Genomic DNA, 17253 nt, shown 5'->3' on the forward strand with positions numbered 1-17253 from the left:
TTTGAAATTCGGCTTTGAGACTTTGCCAGCCACAGAATCCGCAGCTAAAGCCATTCCATGATCGCCACTGGCACCACCCCCGTCATGGCCCAATATCTGGCCGCCAAAGAGCAGCATCGCGATGCGTTGCTGTTCTTCCGCATGGGGGATTTCTTCGAACTGTTTTTTGATGATGCGCGGATCGCAGCTGAGGCCCTCGACATTGCATTAACAAAACGGGGTCAGCATCAGGGCGAAGATATCGCTATGGCAGGCGTCCCAGCCCATTCTGCCGACGCCTATATCGCCAAATTGGTCAAAAAGGGCTTCAAAATCGCCATTTGCGATCAGACCGAAGACGCCGCGGAAGCCCGCAAGCGTGGCTCCAAAGCCGTGGTCCGGCGCGATGTTGTGCGTATCATCACGCCTGGGACATTGACTGAAGAGGCTTTGCTCGACCCCCGTGCCGCCAACCGATTGGCGGGTCTGGCTTTTGCTGCTGGCGGGCTGGAAGCGGCCTTGGCATGGGCTGATGTGTCCACTGGTGAATTTGCTGTGATGTCAGCCCCCATCCAGCGCCTGATCGATGAAGCTGCTGCATTGTCAATCGGAGAACTGGTCATCATCGACAGCGATTTTGACAAGGCGAGCGTGAAGGCGATGGCAGCAGTGTCGGGTACGTTGACGCCACGACCGGCCAAGACTGCTGATGCCCGGTCGGCTGCGCGCAGTCTGGAGCAGGGTTTCGCTGTTCAAACACTCGACGGATTTGGCAGCTTCGCCAAGGCCGAGCTGATCGCGCTCGGCCTGGTCTATGAGTATATCATCCTGACCCAAGCCGGGGCTGCCCCCCGTTTGACCCCGCCACGGCGACTGGAGACGGCGGGCATTATGGCCATCGATGCCACCACACGGTTGAGCCTGGAACTAGACCGGACCCAGCGGGGCACCCGGGAAGGGTCACTTTTGGCCGCCATCGATCGCACACGGACGGCAGCGGGCGGCAGACTTTTGGCAGAGCGCATCGGCCGACCCTTGCTGGATCTCACCGCCATTGGCCAACGCCTCGATTCAGTAGCCTTTCTGGTGGCGGCCAGCGACCAGCGCGACATGATACGCGACAGCTTGAGCCGGATTCCCGATGTCAGTCGCGCTTTGTCACGACTTGAACTGGGGCGGGGTGGCCCACGGGACTTGCGCGCCTTGGCCATCGCTTTGACAGAAGGTGATCAGATTGCCGCCCGCATGGCCCCTGACTTGCCGGCGGAATTGCATGGCGCCCAACAGGCCATCAGTCTGATCCATCAGCCAGACTTAGCCACCTTGGCCCACAAACTGATGGCGATGATCGTACCGGAGCCCGGTTTGTTGACCCGCGACGGCGGCTTCATTGCTGCGGGGTTTGACCCAGTACTGGATGAGATCCGGTTGCTTTCGACCAATGCGCGCCAAGTTGTGGCCAATTTGCAGGCGGAAGTGTCTGAAACCGCTGGCCTGCCACTGAAGATCCGAAACAATGCCGTGCTGGGCTTTTTCATCGAAGCCACACCGAAACAGGCTGAGGCCTTGATGAGCCCGCCGCTCAACGCGCTGTTCATTCACAGACAAACCACTGCAAGTGCCATTCGCTTTACCAATCCACGGCTGATGGAATTGGATGGCCAAATTGCGCGCGCATCGGAACGAGCTTTGGCGCGCGAATTGGAACTTTGGCAGAGTGCGGTGGAAGATGTGGTCGCCCAAAGCGGCGGGTTGCGTGCCGCTGCTGACGCTTTGGCGACCTTGGATGTGGCAGCTGGCCTTGCTGCCTGGGCGGTGGAAGTGGATGCGGTGCGACCCGTTCTGGATGACAGTCTGGCCTTTGAGGTGGTTGGCGGTCGTCACCCGGTCGTAGAGGCCGCTTTGCGCAAAGCCGGTGAGGTTTTTACCGCCAACAGCTGCCGATTGGATGCAGAAGGAATCGGCGCGTCACGCCTAACCTTGATTACCGGACCTAATATGGCCGGTAAATCAACTTTCCTGCGTCAGAATGCGCTTCTGGCTATCCTGGCCCAAGCAGGCTCTTTCGTGCCGGCCGAATCCGCGCGCATCGGCTTGGTCGACCGGATTTTTTCTCGAGTTGGAGCCTCGGACGATTTGTCCAAGGGCCGTTCGACCTTCATGGTGGAGATGGTCGAAACAGCCACCATTTTGAACCGTGCCGGGCCGCGCGCCTTTGTCATTCTTGATGAGATTGGGCGGGGTACCTCAACTTATGACGGATTAGCCATCGCGTGGGCGGTGGCCGAACATCTCCACGAGTCCAACCAATGTCGGGCGCTGTTTGCCACCCACTACCATGAACTCACCAGCTTAAGTGGCCGCTTGTCGGCGTGCGGAAATGCCAGTTTGCGGGCGCGGGAATGGAAAGGTGATCTGGTTTTCCTGCACGAAGTGGTCGAGGGTCCCGCGGATCGATCCTATGGTGTGCAGGTGGCCAAGCTGGCTGGGCTACCGCCCAGTGCCGTCGCACGCGCCAAATCTGTTTTGGCGCGGCTGGAGAAAAATCAGGGCCAGGGCCGGGAAGCTTTGGATGATCTGCCCTTGTTTGCAACTGCCAACCCTGAGCCGATCGCCAGCCCACCCAGCGCCGTGGAACAAGCTTTGGCTGAGTTAGACCCAGATGCCCTCAGCCCGCGTGAGGCCTTGGATTATCTCTATGCGCTGAAGAAGATGCTCTAGCAGCACCGACGCAGGATGATCCTGTTTGTCGTCAATTTGTCACATTATTGAAGCGTGGATGTCATAAGCTGCGACTAGAGCGAGCCGCAACAGGGGCGTGGACACTTTTGGGGCTGATCCTGGCCATTCTGCCTGCTTTGACCTTATGCTGGCCGTCGTGGCCCGATAGTTCCGGAATTCCATCATGACACGCATGCATCTTGGCCTGTCGATCCTTGCTTTGGGGGCGATTGCTCTGTCTGGTTGCCAAGGCAGCGATGGCCGCGATCGGGTGGCGGTCGTGGGCTCGTCGACATTGTTTCCGTTTTCGGCGGCAGCGGCGGAACAATTTTCAGCCCGTGGCCGGTTTAAGACCCCGCGGGTGGAATCAACGGGTACGGGCGGAGGGTTCTCAATCTTCTGTCGGGGGCTCGGCCCAAGCTTTCCCGATATCTCCAACGCCTCACGCCGGATCAAAAAGGGTGAGTATGAGACCTGCCAGAAAAATGGCGTGACCGACATTGTGGAAGTCAAAATTGGCTATGATGGAATTGTGATTGCCAATTCAAAGGCTGCAACCCCGGTTAATCTGACCAAGCTGGAAATCTATCAAGCCTTGGCTAAGGACATTTACGACCCGGTCAAAAAGGCTTTTGTGCCAAACCCTTACACACGTTGGAGCCAGATCAATCCCAATCTGCCAGACATCAGAATCGATGTGATGGGCCCGCCGCCAACATCAGGAACGCGGGATGCTTTTGCTGAATTGGTGATGGCCAAAGGTGCCCAAGAAGTGCCTGAACTCAAGGCCTTGAAGGAAGAGGATGATAAGGCATTCCAAAAGCGCGCCCAGACCTTGCGCGAAGATGGCGCGTGGAAGGATTCCGGCGAAAATGACAGCTTGATCGTCCAAGCCTTAACGCGCTCGCCTGAGCAGTTTGGCGTTTTTGGCTTTTCGTCGTTTGAAGAAAACATGGACCGCCTTCAAGCAGCCCCGATTGGTGGGGTTATTCCAACCGCCGAGGCGATCATCAGTGGCGATTATGGCGCGTCACGCTCGCTCTATTTTTATGTGAAGAAGGCCAATGTTGGCGTGGTGCCGGGCCTGCAGGAATTTGCGATGGAACTTCTGTCGGATCATGCGGCCGGACTGCGCGGCTATCTGCGCGCGCGTGGCATGGTGCCACTGCATCCAGAGGAGCGGGCAGCGAATTTCGAGGTCACGCGCACTTTGCCGGTGATGAAGCCACCCGAAAAGTAGGGCTTACCTCCGTGGATCAGCGCAGAGCCGCTTTTGGGGCCGGTGATGAAGCCACCCGAAAAGTAGGACTTGCCTCTGGCACCAAAGGTAAGGCAGATGGGGGGATGCGCCTTCCTGTTCTGTCGTCCTTCGCACTTGGGCTTGCCCTGATGACCCCGTTTTCCGCACAAGCTGCCAGTTTTGAAGATGCCACAGGCCGCTTTGCAGCTCTGGCATTGGCCTGCGTGCATACCGAATATCCCAATAAGATTGCTCATGTGCTGAACGGGCCGGACGACGCCCGCACACCCAGCCAGCTAACACCCGCATTTTATGGCTGTTTTGACCATCATTCCTCGGTTCATGGCCACTGGTTGCTGGCGCGTTTGGCAAGGCTCTATCCAACAGCCAGCTATAGTCCAGCAGCCCGTGCGGCATTGGGTAAAAGTCTGACCAAGGCCAATCTGGAGGCTGAACTTGCTTATATGAATGGGCCGGGTCGGGCGAGTTTTGAGCGCCCTTATGGTCTGGCGTGGATGCTGCAATTGGGGGCGGAATTGCGCCAATGGGCCAAGCAGGATGCCAGCATTGCCCCTTGGGTGGCCGATTATGCTCCGCTTGAGCAGCGAGCGGCAGGCCAGCTTAAGAGCTGGTTGCCGAAATTGCGCACACCGATGCGCGTGGGGGAACATTCCCAGACGGCTTTTGCCTTGGGGCTGGCGCGTGATTGGGCCGTGGAGGCAGGCGATACTGCATTCATTGCCCTGATTGATGAACGCGCCATGACCTATTTTGGCCAAGACAAGGATTGTCCGCTGCGGTTTGAACCGGGCGGAGAGGATTTTGTGTCGGCTTGCTTGGGCGAAGCGGATTTGATGCGACGTGTACTGGCCCCCAAGGCCTATGCGCGGTGGCTTCGGACCGCCTTGCCGGGCATCCCGACCCAAGCACGCCCGGATTGGTTGCCTGTTGGCATCGTGACTGATCGCACCGATGGCAAGTTGGCCCATACCGATGGTTTGAACCTGTCACGTGCGTGGATGCTGGAAGGGATGGCCAGTGGTCTGCCTGCCACTGATCCACGCCGACTTGCTTTGCTGGCAGCCGCCAAAGCTCATCGTGATGTGGCGCTGCCTGCTGTGACGGGTGAACATTATGAGGGCGGGCACTGGCTGGGAACTTTCGCCACTTATCTGGTGACCCAACGCGGTCTGCATCCAGGCCACTAGCGCTTATCGGATCGGACGCGATAATTCAAAGACACCAATATGATTGGCGACTGGTCGCTCGCGGCCGGGAACGCCGCCTTGGATTGGGCGGTTGAGTTGGCGGGGTTTGCCACTGCCATCGCGGGCGACAAGGGCCGTAGATCCGCCACCATCGAGATTAAGGGCCTCTGTTGCCCCCAAGGCCACGAGGATGCGGGCGGTCTCTTCAAAACTTGCCCCCTCGCTATAGCCTGGTTGGCGGCCATCAATGGTGATGAGCCAAAGCCTGTCACCACGCGCATTCATGCCTATGGCGGACCGGGGATGGCGCGTGGTGTTTTTGACATCGGTCACCACCTTGCCGGCCGCCACCAATATCGGCCCCGCAGCAAGCCCATCTGTGAAACGATCAGGACACGAAAAAGTTGCGAGAATGGCAATTTCGCGCCGTTTGAAACATACCACAGCCGTGGCCATACCCGCAGTTTGTGCCGTGTTGGGCGGGGATTGCAACAAGCCGCCTGATTTGGAAAAGCCAATCGCGTCCAGGGCTTGACCCTCGGCATTTACGACCGGGCTGAAATAGCCGCCATTAATGGCAACCACCGCCCCCGTGTCACGCACAAAGCTGGAAGTGGTGCGCGACAAATACTCACCCTTGGCATCTGCGGCTATACCGCCCACAACAAGACCAAGATCGCGCGTGGTCAAATCAACCTCAACGATGCTAACCTGCATCGGCACGGGGCCGGGCCACAGGCGTTGGCTGAATTGAATGCCCGGAGCTAACCGCTGTTGGGGCGGCGTCAAGTCAAAGGGCTTGCCCTTGGACAAGGGTGGGCCACCTGCACAGCTGGCAAGGACAAGGCTGGCACTCATGGCCAGAGAGGACATGGCTCTGTTCATCGGATTGGCAACCCCCGCAAAGGTGATACGGCCCGCATTGCAATCGCGGTATTGACCCTGACGACGCTGGGTAGACGGGTGAGAACCTCGCGGTGGATACGCTCCAAGTCTGCCACATCGCGAGCTGCCACTCGCAATAGATAGTCTGAATCCCCGGTCATGAGCCAGCACTCCAAAACTTCCGGAGCCGCCCGAACAGCTGTTTCAAAGGCCGCCAAATCCTTGTCCGTCTGAGCACCCAACGCGATGGAGACGAAGACGGTAAGGCTGAACCCAAGTCGGGATGCATTAAGTTCTGCCCGATAGCCCTCAAGCACACCCGCCTTCTCCAACATGTCGATCCGGCGACGGCACGCGCTCTCTGACAAGGCAATTTTGTCTGCCAGCGCGGCAATACTGGCGCGCCCATCACGCTGCAGAAAGCGAAGCAATGCGCGGTCCTTATCATCAAGCTCAACGGTTTCCATCAAAAATCACCTTATTTGCCGGGTTTTCCTCTAACAAATGTCGATAGCCCCGGCAAGATTGCGCAGAACCGCCACTCAAATCGTGTTAGCGTGTCATAACACAGGAGATAGCTATGAAGATTGGTGTGCCCAAGGAAATCAAGCCGCAGGAAAACCGCGTTGGCGCAACCCCGGGTACTGTTGCCCAATTGGTAAGTGCTGGGCATGAGGTCTTTGTGGAATCCAACGCCGGGGCCGGTATTGGCGTTGCCAATGCCGCCTATGAGAAAGTGGGGGCCAAGATCCTGCCCGACGCCGATGCGGTGTTTGAGGCTGCCACCATGATCGTCAAGGTCAAGGAACCCCAGCCAATCGAGTGCGCCCGATTGAAGCCACACCATATTCTGTTCACCTATCTGCATTTGGCCCCCGATCCAGATCAAGCCAAGGCCTTGATGGCATCGGGATGCACGGCCATCGCCTATGAAACAGTGGTCGGCCGTGACGGTGGTCTGCCTTTGCTTGCCCCAATGTCGGAAGTCGCCGGACGCATGGCGACCCAAGTTGGTGCCCATTGTCTGCTCAAACCTCAGGGCGGGCTGGGTAAGTTGATGGGTGGGGTGCCAGGCGTGGCCCCGGCCAAGGTTGTCATTCTGGGCGGCGGTGTTGCAGGCCTCAATGCGTGCGAGATTGCCCATGGTATGCGCGCAGATGTAACGGTATTTGACCGCTCCAAAGCTGCCCTGGTCGCCATTGACCGTCAGTTTGGTGGCATGGTCACCACATTAATGTCGACCCCAGACGCCGTGGAAGAAGCCTGTATTGAGGCTGATCTGGTAATTGGTGCGGTGCTGATCCCAGGGGCCTCGGCTCCTAAACTCGTCACACGCGACATGCTCTCACGCATGAAGGATGGGTCGGTGTTGGTCGATATCTCCATCGACCAAGGCGGCTGCTTTGAGACCTCGCGTGCCACCACCCATGCTGACCCGACCTATGTGGTGGACGGGGTTGTGCATTATTGCGTTGCCAACATGCCGGGTGCGGCACCCCTTACCTCGACCTATGCCCTCAATGGCGTGACCGCGCCTTATATGCTGGCCTTGGCCAATAAGGGTGTGGATCAGGCCTTGGCCGAAGACCCAGGTTTTGCGCTGGGCCTTAATGTCCGCGAAGGCAAGATCATGCATGACGCGGTTAAAGAAGCCCTTGGCCTCTAGGGTCGGATAGGATGACTTGAAGGGCCTGTGGTGCCTGATTGTCGTGGGTGACACCAGCGATCAAGGCGCAGCTTATGCTGCGCCTTTTTTGGAACTCGTGAATTAAAGCGCGCTTTGACCCAGCCTTTGGGCAACTTCCTCGCCAATCGCGAAGGATGAGGTCAGGCCCGGTGAATCAATCCCGAACAGGCAGACGAGACCCTCGAGCCCATGGACAGTGTGGTCGAGAATACGGAAGTCTTCAAACTGGGTCAGCGCATTGCCAATCTTTGGCCGGATGCCGGTATAGTCTGGCTGCATCAGGCTTTCATCGAGCTTGGGCCAATAGGCACGGATCGAAGCCGCAAATATCGATTTTCGGGTCTCATCAACGCGGTAGTCCAATGTCTCGACTGGCTGAACGTCCGGCCCGAAGCGGGCATGGCCCGCCATGTCTGGTGTCACGTGGATGCCAAGTCCTCCGACTGACGGCATCGGATAAATCAAATGCTTGAAGGGGGCTTTGCCGCCATAGGTGAAATAATTGCCTTTGGCGAATTTGGTTTCGGGCACCAAGGCCGGGTCAAGTCCATCAACCGCACGACCTGCTTGGGTAGACCATAGGCCTGCCGACAGAACGAGCTGGCGGGTTGTCAACGTCATAGGCTCGTTACCGCCGACCCGCACCTCAAAGCCGCCCTTGATCGGCACAGCACTCAAGAAGGGGGCATTCCTGGCCAATGCCCCGCCATGATCTTCAATCACACCCAGCAAAGCCAACATATAGGAATGGCTGTCGACAATGCCGCTGGAAGGCGACCAGATGGCTGCAGCGGCAACAATTTCAGGCTCCATCTGGGCAATTCGCTCTGGGCCGATAATCTCCAGGTCTGGAATATCATTGGCGTGGCCACGATCATGGATGACCTTAAGAGCTGGCAAATCCTCTGGCCGTGGGGCAACGATCAATTTGCCTAATGCCCGCGCCGAAATACCCCGCTCAGCGCAGAACTGATACATGGCATGCTTGCCAGCTACACATAGGCGGGCCTTCAAACTGCCCGTGGGATAATACATGCCAGCATGGATTACCTCGGAATTGCGCGCGGAGGTTTCCTCGCCAAAGCGGTCATTTTTTTCCAGCACAATCACCTGCTGGCCGCGGCTGGCTAATGCCCGGCCAACCGCAAGACCCACCGCACCGGCACCGACGATGATCACATCGGTGTCGGTCATTTAGACATCATCCAATCAAGCGGTAACGCCTGTACCGATGGGACAAACCACACCGGTGCCGCCCAAACCGCAATAGCCATCGGGGTTCTTGGCCAGATATTGCTGGTGATAGTCTTCAGCATAATAGAATTCCGGGGCCAGCATGATTTCAGTGGTGATCGGGCCATAGCCCGACTTTGCCAAGGCTGCTGAATACTGGGCACGGGCGGCTTCGGCAACCTGCAAATCATGCCCGTCGTTCACATAAATGCCAGACCGATACTGCGTGCCGACATCATTGCCCTGGCGCATCCCTTGGGTTGGGTCGTGATTCTCGAAGAACACTTTCAACAATGCTTCAAGCGTCAACTCTGCGGGGTCATAAACCACCAAAACCACCTCATTATGACCCGTCATTCCGGTGCAGACTTCCTCATAGGTGGGATTGGGGGTTAGACCTGCACTATAACCAACAGCCGTGGAATATACCCCGGCGGTTTGCCAGAACTTGCGCTCTGCCCCCCAGAAACATCCAAGTCCCAAAGTCACGGTCTTTAAGTGCTCTGGCCAAGGACCCTTCAACGGACGGCCGTTGACGAAATGGCGCGCCGGAACCGGCATAGGTGTAGCACGGCCTTTCAAAGCTTCGTGAGCCGCTGGCAATTGTAATTTCTTCTTTACCGAAAACAGCATAGGGTCACTCCTGAGCTTTCCTAGATATAGGTATCATGATCGTTTACGCAAAATGCGTCTTTCAGGTTGCGTATCAGGCTTTGATTAAGCACAATCTGACAAACCGACTAGGATGCGAATGACAGCCGAACTTGCCACCTCAAGATTGCTGCCCCGCCGGTTTGGTTTGCACAAGCCGAGACTGCATGTGCACGAAGGTGATCTGGCAAGGGCCGATGCGATCCTTCTGCGCGCAACCTATTGCGATCCTCAGGCCAATGCCGCTTTGGTCGGAGATAAACGCTTATTGTTTTCTGCGTCCGGTCGCAGTTTCATCACTTATGCCGCCAAAGGACGTACGTGGCTGGCGCTGGGCGCACCGGTTGGTCAAGCCGAAGAGGCATTAGCACTGGCCCAACGCTTTATCAGCCTCGCACACAAGCGCCGCGCCAAGCCCGCATTTTATGGAGTGGGACCGGCTTTTGACCCGATTGCCGAGGCCCTAAACTTGACCCGTGTGAAGACAGGCGAGCGGGCAATCCTTGACCTGACCCATTTCTCGCTAGAGGGCAAACAGCGTCAAGTAATCCGGACCCATCGCAACCGTCACATCAAGAACCAGTTTTCAGTGCGGATCGAAGGCCCTGGCGCGGTGCGGGCTAATCTGGCGCGCCTCCAGCAAATTTCCGACCAGTGGCTCTCCCACCAAGTTGGTGGCGAAAAAGGCTTTGGCCTCGGACGGTTTGATGTGCACTATATCGACCGGTTGCCTTTGGCCACGGTGCGCGCCGCCGATGGTCATATTGTTGCGTTTGCCTGTTTGTGGCCGACAGCAGACAAGTCCCGTCTCGGCGTTGATCTGATGCGCTATGGCAGCGATGCGCCCAATGGCGTGATGGATTATTTGTTCGCGGAGCTCTTCTTGTGGGCCAAGGCTCAGGGCTTTCAGGCGTTTGACCTCAACACCTCCCCACTGGCGGGTGTCGAGCCGTGCAGCAGTTCACCAGTGGTCACCAATCTGGCCAAACTCATGTTTGAGCATGGTGAGAAACTGTATAATTTTCAGGGTGTTCGTCGCTTTAAGAACAAGTTCCATCCTGAGTGGGAAGACGTCTATCTGGCCGCGCCAAAGGGTGTCTCCCATTTCGTGGCGCTGGCACGAGCGACCCTGTTGATTAATAGGCCGATGTAACGGCGGTTCTTGCTATTTCGCCGGCCTCTGCTGCAACTGATTGCCGGGTGGCAGACATGGGGTAAGCTCTACCAATGCGCCGTTTACTTTTTGCCCTCGTCGTCGGTTTGACCCTGTTTCAACCGCTTTTCCACAATCAAGCAGTGGCGGCTTCGCCAAGACTGGTTTCTGCTGAAGCCCGCCAAGGCTACCAGCCCGAAATTGGCAAGGGCTGGCAGGAAGCCGTGGTCCATGTGGCCGATCCCAAACCATGGATTGCATTTTTCACCGAGGATGCTGGCTGGAAGGTCGCTTCCCAAGGGCCAATTGACCCTGCCATCTTGCAAGCTTGGCAATTGCCATCCGGCGTGACGGGCCAAGAAGTTCTATTGGTCAATCCGGGCGATGGCAAAGGCTGGGTTCGGCTGATCAGCCTGAAGGGCATTGCCTCCGAGCCCATACGTCCGGCCGCTCAGGCTTGGGATCCTGGCGGCTATTTCTCGCTGATGACGCGCTCGCGCCAAGCCAAGGCCATTTATGACAAAGCGATCGCACGAGGCTGGACGGCCTATAATAGCCCGCAGGAATTCACTTTTGGCGGGGTTAAGCTCGCCAATGTGGTGATCCGTGGCCCCGACGGGGTCAATGTCTCAATCTATGAGCGCCTAGAGCCAAAGCTGGAAGGTTGGGAAACCACCCGCGGGATCAGCCGCGTCTTCAATGTGATGACGATGGTCAAGGATTTTGAAGCTGAGCGTGCCTTTTTTCAAGAAGGCCTCGGATTTGGTGCCTGGTTTATCGGCAATTATGAAGACAAAGTGCCGGTGGCAACCAACTTTGGACTGCCTGTCAATTTGTCCGTCCAGATTCCTCGCCGTTCTGGCATATTATGGGAAAGTCAGAGCGAAGACGGTCGTGTTGAATTGATGCGCTTTGTTGGGCTTGAAGGCGTCGATCATGCGAGCCGGGCCCGCTATGCCAATCGTGGCATTGTTGCGCTGCGTTTGCCGGTCACCGATCTCGATGCGTGGATTGGCCGGGTACGTGCACGCCAGATTGAGGTCCATACCAGCGCAAACCCTGTTGATCTTGCCCCCTATGGTAAGGTGCGATTGGCTTGGGTTCAGTCACCAAATGGCGGGATCGTTGAGGCGTTTGAAGTATTGCCCGTCTCGCCGCGATAAGGGGTCGCAGGACCAAACGTGGCCTCTAGCCGGGCCAAGGCAGCTTGTTTCATCTCCGCCATTGTGGCTCCGGCTGATTTCAAGGCCTGCCGCTCAGCTGCGAGGCTTTCAAGCATTTCGGCCCATTCTTTTGGAAAGCTTGCCGCCAAACGTTCGCGCACAAAGCTTGCAGCGGCTGGGCTTGCGCCACCAGTGCCGGCACTTAAGACCAGACGACCGCGTCGCAGGATCGACGGGGTATGAAAATCACATAGCGGCAACACATCTTCTGTGTTGAGCAGAACTTTGGCCGCCCGTGCTTGCGCACCCAACGCTTCGGACTCCTCGGGCGTGAGATCTGCAACCCAAATCACCTGCATTTCCGAAAGGTCGCTGGTTGTCGGCAAGCGTGCGATCAACGCGGTGCCGGCCGCCTCGCGCAAAATCGCGTCAGGCTGATCAGAATAAACCAGCGGATTGCCACCTAAAGCTCGCAACCACGCCAGCCGCCGCACGGTCAGCTCGGCCCGACCGACCAAGCCGATGCGCGTTTGGGCTGGATCGAGATGTATCGGGATCATGTTTCCAACCTCATATCGGGTCCTATTTTGATCTGTGCCAAACACGGCGAACCCATGACGATTTGTCGCGGTAATTCAAGTCCGCCGACAGCCAAGCAAACTCGACGCCGCCGAAAAATTGCCGCACAGTTTGGTTCAAAGCTCGACAGCGGGGGAAGTTGGTTATGTCGCGTCATCTCAGCCATGCAGAACGTCACGCGATTTCCAAAGTAGGCTGGTTGCGAGCCGCGGTCTTAGGGGCCAATGACGGGATCGTTTCAACGGCCAGCTTGATCGTGGGGGTTGCTGCGGCGGCCGCAACACGCGAATCCATCCTTCTGACCGGAGTTGCAGGCCTGGTTGCTGGAGCCATGTCGATGGCAGCAGGCGAATATGTCTCAGTCAGCTCTCAAGCCGATAGCGAGGCCGCTGATATAAAGCGCGAGCGTCAGGAATTAGCTGAAACGCCCGAACATGAATTAGAGGAATTGACCGCGATTTATATGGCGCGGGGTTTGGACCGCGAACTTGCCCACAAAGTCGCGGTTCAAATGACAGCTCATGATGCATTGGCCGCCCATACGAGAGACGAACTGGGCATTGTCGATCACACAGCCGCCAAGCCGATCCAAGCAGCCCTAACTTCGGCAGCGACCTTTAGCGTTGGCGCGGCATTGCCTCTGATGACTGTTTTGGTGGTGCCGGCGACTCTGATCATTCCCGCAGTCTGCTTAGCGGCTTTACTCTTTTTGGCCGTCTTGGGCGGCCTGGGTGCACAAACCGGAGGTGCCAAGCTTAGCCCGGCAATTCTGCGAGTAACCTTTTGGGGGGCGCTGGCGATGGGTTTGACGGCCGGGATTGGCCATTTGATCGGCGCGGCAATCTGACCGCCTTGGATAACCTGCCCAAAATGAAGGCGGTTGAGGTGTGACTTTTTAGCCATGCCATTTGGGAAATTGCCCGATTTCCGATCACATTGGCGTGGAAATGGCCATTCTACGGTCGATTTGAGCGACCTGAGCCGCCGCAAAGACCGACCGTGCGCTTGCACGCCATCACCGGACAAGATTAGTATATCATTTCTGATGGGGGCACCGGAGGGCTTGTCGTAAGGCGAAGCCGGAAGCGGACCCGCAAATTGAGTCATTCGCGCAGCGCTTTAGGAGACGACACCATGAAACTTCGCAACTGGGCACAGGTCGGTCTGGCCACCTGTTTGGCTGGTCCAGCCTTAGCTCAAAACGCGCCGGCCCCGGCTGACACCGAGGTCAAATCTGTCGAGACCATTATTGTGACGGGCTCGAGCATTCGCCGACAGGTGGAGACCAGCGCCCTGCCGCTGCAGATTATCAATCGCGACGACCTCAAGCGCGAAGGTATTTCTAGCCCTGAGCAATTGATCTCCTATCTGACAGCAAATGTGGCCGGGATCGACAATCTGGCGGCCAATGCCGATGTGACCGAAAACCGTGGTGCCCGGGGCGGCTCGTTCGCAAACTTGCGCGGCCAAGGTTCGGCTGGGACGCTTATCCTCCTCAACGGTCGGCGTGTGGCAGCGCACGGGATCAATGGCGGCGCGGTCGACATCAACCAATTGCCAATTGCGGCCATGCAGCGCATCGACGTGCTGAAGGATGGGGCATCGGCAATTTATGGTACTGACGCCATCGGTGGGGTGATTAACTTCATCACTCGAACCGACTTCCAAGGCCTGAAGGCCAATGCCTTCACAGATGTGACCGAGCAAGGCGGTGGTAACATTTATCAGGCCTCGCTGCTGGCGGGCTATGGGGACATCTCCACCCAGAATTTCAACATTATGGCCACGGTCTCTTACCGCAAAAATGAAGAATTGCTGGCTAGTGAGCGCGATTTTATCGATACGTTCCAGATCAATCGCGGTTTGTCGGTTGATACGCGCGGGACACCATTCGGTACAATTTTCCCGCTCGCCACCTCGGCAACTTCCCCTTTCACACCCAATGGAACTCTTTGGGGCACAACCACGACGGCACCCTTGGTGCCAGGTTCGACCACGCTGAGATACACCGGTGGTGTAAACCCGCTGGCCTTGCCCGGCGGTCTGGGTTGCACAGCCATTAAAGATATGGATGACTATGCTGAGCAATTGTGGTTCTCGCCGACCAATTCAGTAACCGCCAGCCTTGCCTGTTCTTGGGATACGGGTGAGCAGGCCAGCATCCAGCAAGAACAGGAAACGCTGAATGGTCTGGTACGGGCTGTCTATCGGTTTGGCGAACACCAAATCGTTGGTGAATTTACCGCCTCTGAAGCCACCGCAGACAATCGCTTCTCGCATATTCAGCTGACACCCAATGCATCGGCCATCACCGGGCCTGATTCAACGTCGCTCAACTTTGCTTATTTCCGCATTCCAGGCGTGAATGACGCGATCTATGACCGTATCGCAAATGCGCTGGTGGCAGCTTTCCCGACCGACACAGCTCTTGCCGGTCGTCGCGCTTTGAACCTGCCTATCGCCATGCGTTGGCGCTGTATTGAATGCGGACGCCGTGAAATCAGCACCACCACCACGACCAATCGCTTCTTCCTTGGCGCGGACGGTCCGTTGCCACTGGACGGCTGGAGCTATCGGGTTGGGGCCTCGCAGGCAACCAGCGAAGCAGAATCGGTTCTGGGCAGCGGTTATTATTATCGCAACGCACTGACAGTGAACGGTGTTCAAAAGAACAACGGTATCGTGAATGTGTTCAACAGCGGCGTAATCAACCCATTCCTGCGTCCAGGTGAGACCCAGACAGCGGCAGGTTTGGCCGCTTTGGAGACCGCATCGGCCCGGGGCGTCAGGTTGTTTGGCGGCAAGTTCACCGTCACCCAATATGACGGGTCGCTGTCGGGGCCTTTGTTCGAACTGCCTGCTGGCAAGGTTTACGCTGCTGTGGGCGTGGATTTCCGCACCGAGGAGTATGAGTTCAATGGCGACCGCCGGGTTGCCGCCGAGCGCGCCAATATTTTGGGTGCACCATTCGATGATGCCAATGCCTTGAACGCGGTTAGCCGAGATGTGAAGGCCGTATTTGCCGAAGTTGTGGTTCCAGTCTTGGATAATCTGGAAATCACGGTTGCAGGCCGCGTGGATGAATATGATGGATTTGGTCGCACGACCAATCCGAAATATGCTTTCAAATATCGCCCGCTTGAAATGCTGTTATTCCGCGGTTCGTATAGCACTGGCTTCCGTGTTCCCTCGTTCAACCAGATTTATAACGGCACAACCTCGGTTGATCTGGCCTTGGGTTCGGCCGTGGTTGATCCCAAGACCTGTCCAACTCTGGTGGTTTCAACACTGCCTGGTTGCGGCAATATTCTTGATCTGGGGCCGGTGCGGGAAACCACGGGCGGAAACCGTGGTCTGGGCCCCGAAGAGGCCGAAAATCTGTCACTTGGCTTTGTGCTGAACTTTGCTGGAAATGCCACTGCATCGGTTGATTGGTGGCGGATTGAGCGGACAGGCACGATCGCCACCCTGACCCGCACCCAATTGCAGCAAAACTACAATGACTTTGCTGACAAATTCGTGCGCGACCCGGCCAGCGGCCGGATTGTCGAGATTGACCGCCGCATTCTCAATGCCGGTGGCAGTCTGATGGAAGGCATGGAAATCAGCTTGCGTAACAGCGGTGAATTCATGGGAACCAAGTGGGTCGCCGCTTTGGATGGTACCCATATCATCAACCGTCAATCCAAGCTTTTGCCATCGGCGGCCTACGGCCCCAACGAAGTCGATAAGTGGACGCGTTTCCAGGATCTCACACTGTCCTGGCGGCATAATGCCTATGTGACACTGACACGTGGCGATTGGAGCGCGACCTTCTCGCAATCCTATCGTCCGAGCTACCTGGATAATGCCAGCTATCTGGGGATTGCTTCTGGCGTCTTTGTACCCGCCGACTATCAGCAGCGGGTGAAAAGCTACACCACCTACAACACGACCGTGACCTATCGCGGGATTAAGAACATGGTGGTGACTGGAGGTATCAAGAATATCTTCAATACCGATCCGCCCTTCACGCTCAGCTATGATTCTGATCTGGGAAGCGGCAGCTCTTGGGACCCACGGGTGACCGACCCACGCGGCCGCGCCTTCACCTTGAGCGTCGAGTACGACTTCTAGGCCAATCGCCAAAAGTTAGGGCCGCCTGTCGGGGCGGCCCATTCATATTTGGCATTAAACAGAAGCCAGACATGAGAACGGGGCCTTTCGGCCCCGTTTTTGTCCCTCTGCGACCCCTGCCGGCCGCGTCGGAAATATATTTAGCGCGAACCGATTGTTGTACCGATCGTGGTGTAACGGTTCTTCATATTGTTGCCCAGAGTCTGGAGCGAACCGATCAAGACAACGGCGATAAGTGCCGCAATCAGACCATATTCAATAGCCGTTGCACCCGACTCACTATTGCGCAGCTTTTTCATGAATTTTTTCACTGGACTTTCCCTTCATACATGCACCCGCGAGCTAAAACTTATGGTGTTTTTGTCGTCCCGCGTTGGGTGTACATTAGCCAACAAGTCTGAATTTGGCGTAAAAAGATTGATCCAAATTTTTCAATTTCGGGAATAGTTTTGTCTTTCTGGAATAAGAATCAGGTAATCAAAGAGTATATTCTTAGTATATTTAGATCGCCAAGAATGCGGTCAAAGCACTGAATATAGATCGGATTTCTGAAATCGATAACCTAAATTCCTCGAACCAGCAGAAATTCACCTTGGGCTTATCGTCCCAGTTCAAATATTCTCACACGGTTTTGATGA

14 protein-coding genes are annotated in these 17253 nt (G+C 56.7%); 8 read left to right on the top strand and 6 right to left on the bottom strand.

Features of this window, described 5'->3' with window-relative positions:
* Positions 1 to 57 precede the first annotated feature (57 nt).
* The 3 genes from mutS to PbB2_RS02655 all read left to right on the top strand — a co-directional run bounded on the left by mutS (position 58) and on the right by PbB2_RS02655 (position 5148).
* Positions 58 to 2700 carry a DNA mismatch repair protein MutS gene (mutS, locus tag PbB2_RS02645; RefSeq protein WP_108983716.1) on the top strand — a complete coding sequence of 881 codons (2643 nt, stop codon included), beginning with the start codon at positions 58 to 60 and terminating at the stop codon, positions 2698 to 2700.
* A gap of 184 nt (positions 2701 to 2884) precedes the next feature.
* Entirely contained in the window at positions 2885 to 3940 is a 1056-nt protein-coding gene (locus tag PbB2_RS02650) for a substrate-binding domain-containing protein (RefSeq protein ID WP_238164816.1), read from the top strand.
* Positions 3941 to 3951: 11 nt separating this feature from the next.
* Positions 3952 to 5148: a DUF2891 domain-containing protein gene (locus tag PbB2_RS02655; protein WP_238164817.1), complete on the top strand. Its 1197-nt coding sequence runs from the start codon at positions 3952 to 3954 to the stop codon at positions 5146 to 5148.
* A 3-nt stretch (positions 5149 to 5151) separates the two neighbouring features.
* Here the strand turns inward: PbB2_RS02655 and PbB2_RS02660 are convergent, their stop codons facing one another.
* Complete coding sequence (locus PbB2_RS02660) at positions 5152 to 6021, bottom strand: phosphodiester glycosidase family protein (protein WP_192576126.1); 870 nt, start codon at positions 6019 to 6021, stop codon at positions 5152 to 5154.
* Positions 6022 to 6029: 8 nt separating this feature from the next.
* On the bottom strand, positions 6030 to 6500 hold the full coding sequence (locus PbB2_RS02665; protein WP_108983719.1) for an Lrp/AsnC family transcriptional regulator: 471 nt from the start codon (positions 6498 to 6500) through the stop codon (positions 6030 to 6032).
* 113 nt (positions 6501 to 6613) lie between these two features.
* Between PbB2_RS02665 and ald the strand changes: the two genes are divergently transcribed.
* Positions 6614 to 7699 (top strand): alanine dehydrogenase, encoded by a 1086-nt coding sequence (ald, locus tag PbB2_RS02670; protein WP_108983720.1) that lies wholly within the window; start codon positions 6614 to 6616, stop codon positions 7697 to 7699.
* Positions 7700 to 7801: 102 nt separating this feature from the next.
* Here the strand turns inward: ald and PbB2_RS02675 are convergent, their stop codons facing one another.
* Together PbB2_RS02675 and msrA are read right to left on the bottom strand one after the other, a co-directional pair.
* Positions 7802 to 8914: an NAD(P)/FAD-dependent oxidoreductase gene (locus PbB2_RS02675; protein ID WP_108983721.1), complete on the bottom strand. Its 1113-nt coding sequence runs from the start codon at positions 8912 to 8914 to the stop codon at positions 7802 to 7804.
* A gap of 15 nt (positions 8915 to 8929) precedes the next feature.
* Positions 8930 to 9583: a peptide-methionine (S)-S-oxide reductase MsrA gene (gene msrA, locus PbB2_RS02680; protein ID WP_305790432.1), complete on the bottom strand. Its 654-nt coding sequence runs from the start codon at positions 9581 to 9583 to the stop codon at positions 8930 to 8932.
* Between the two features lie 121 nt (positions 9584 to 9704).
* Between msrA and PbB2_RS02685 the strand changes: the two genes are divergently transcribed.
* Together PbB2_RS02685 and PbB2_RS02690 are read left to right on the top strand one after the other, a co-directional pair.
* Positions 9705 to 10757, top strand: coding sequence for a phosphatidylglycerol lysyltransferase domain-containing protein (locus PbB2_RS02685; protein WP_192576127.1), 1053 nt, complete (start codon positions 9705 to 9707; stop codon positions 10755 to 10757).
* Positions 10758 to 10831: 74 nt separating this feature from the next.
* The gene (locus PbB2_RS02690) at positions 10832 to 11920 is read left to right on the top strand and encodes a VOC family protein (protein ID WP_108983724.1); all 1089 of its coding nucleotides are present in this window, start codon (positions 10832 to 10834) and stop codon (positions 11918 to 11920) included.
* On the opposite strand, the gene PbB2_RS02695 is transcribed toward PbB2_RS02690, so the two are convergent.
* On the bottom strand, positions 11860 to 12480 hold the full coding sequence (locus PbB2_RS02695) for a precorrin-2 dehydrogenase/sirohydrochlorin ferrochelatase family protein (RefSeq protein ID WP_108983725.1): 621 nt from the start codon (positions 12478 to 12480) through the stop codon (positions 11860 to 11862). The genes PbB2_RS02690 and PbB2_RS02695 overlap by 61 nt on opposite strands.
* Before the next feature lie 164 nt (positions 12481 to 12644).
* Here PbB2_RS02695 and PbB2_RS02700 point away from each other — a divergent pair, with 164 nt between their 5' ends.
* Both PbB2_RS02700 and PbB2_RS02705 read left to right on the top strand, forming a co-directional pair.
* A complete protein-coding gene (locus PbB2_RS02700; RefSeq protein WP_108983726.1) occupies positions 12645 to 13346 on the top strand; it encodes a VIT1/CCC1 transporter family protein in 702 nt (233 codons plus the stop codon).
* A gap of 287 nt (positions 13347 to 13633) precedes the next feature.
* Positions 13634 to 16615 (top strand): TonB-dependent receptor domain-containing protein, encoded by a 2982-nt coding sequence (locus tag PbB2_RS02705; RefSeq protein ID WP_108983727.1) that lies wholly within the window; start codon positions 13634 to 13636, stop codon positions 16613 to 16615.
* A 140-nt stretch (positions 16616 to 16755) separates the two neighbouring features.
* Here the strand turns inward: PbB2_RS02705 and PbB2_RS02710 are convergent, their stop codons facing one another.
* Positions 16756 to 16926 (bottom strand): Flp family type IVb pilin, encoded by a 171-nt coding sequence (locus tag PbB2_RS02710; protein WP_238164818.1) that lies wholly within the window; start codon positions 16924 to 16926, stop codon positions 16756 to 16758.
* Positions 16927 to 17253: the final 327 nt, after the last annotated feature.

It is taken from the genome of Candidatus Phycosocius bacilliformis (assembly GCF_003112735.1).
GTDB classification, from domain to species: Bacteria; Pseudomonadota; Alphaproteobacteria; order Caulobacterales; family Aquidulcibacteraceae; genus Aquidulcibacter; species Aquidulcibacter bacilliformis.

Excerpts from the sequence above, each read along its gene's own strand:
- PbB2_RS02705 (WP_108983727.1), top strand. The coding sequence starts at position 13,634 with ATGAAACTTCGCAACTGGGCACAGGTCGGTCTGGCCACCTGTTTGGCT.
- PbB2_RS02660 (WP_192576126.1), bottom strand. The coding sequence starts at position 6,021 with ATGTCCTCTCTGGCCATGAGTGCCAGCCTTGTCCTTGCCAGCTGTGCA.
- PbB2_RS02650 (WP_238164816.1), top strand. The coding sequence starts at position 2,885 with ATGACACGCATGCATCTTGGCCTGTCGATCCTTGCTTTGGGGGCGATT.
- mutS (WP_108983716.1), top strand. The coding sequence starts at position 58 with ATGATCGCCACTGGCACCACCCCCGTCATGGCCCAATATCTGGCCGCC.
- PbB2_RS02675 (WP_108983721.1), bottom strand. The coding sequence starts at position 8,914 with ATGACCGACACCGATGTGATCATCGTCGGTGCCGGTGCGGTGGGTCTT.
- PbB2_RS02700 (WP_108983726.1), top strand. The coding sequence starts at position 12,645 with ATGTCGCGTCATCTCAGCCATGCAGAACGTCACGCGATTTCCAAAGTA.
- PbB2_RS02690 (WP_108983724.1), top strand. The coding sequence starts at position 10,832 with ATGCGCCGTTTACTTTTTGCCCTCGTCGTCGGTTTGACCCTGTTTCAA.
- ald (WP_108983720.1), top strand. The coding sequence starts at position 6,614 with ATGAAGATTGGTGTGCCCAAGGAAATCAAGCCGCAGGAAAACCGCGTT.
- PbB2_RS02665 (WP_108983719.1), bottom strand. The coding sequence starts at position 6,500 with ATGGAAACCGTTGAGCTTGATGATAAGGACCGCGCATTGCTTCGCTTT.
- PbB2_RS02695 (WP_108983725.1), bottom strand. The coding sequence starts at position 12,480 with ATGATCCCGATACATCTCGATCCAGCCCAAACGCGCATCGGCTTGGTC.
- PbB2_RS02685 (WP_192576127.1), top strand. The coding sequence starts at position 9,705 with ATGACAGCCGAACTTGCCACCTCAAGATTGCTGCCCCGCCGGTTTGGT.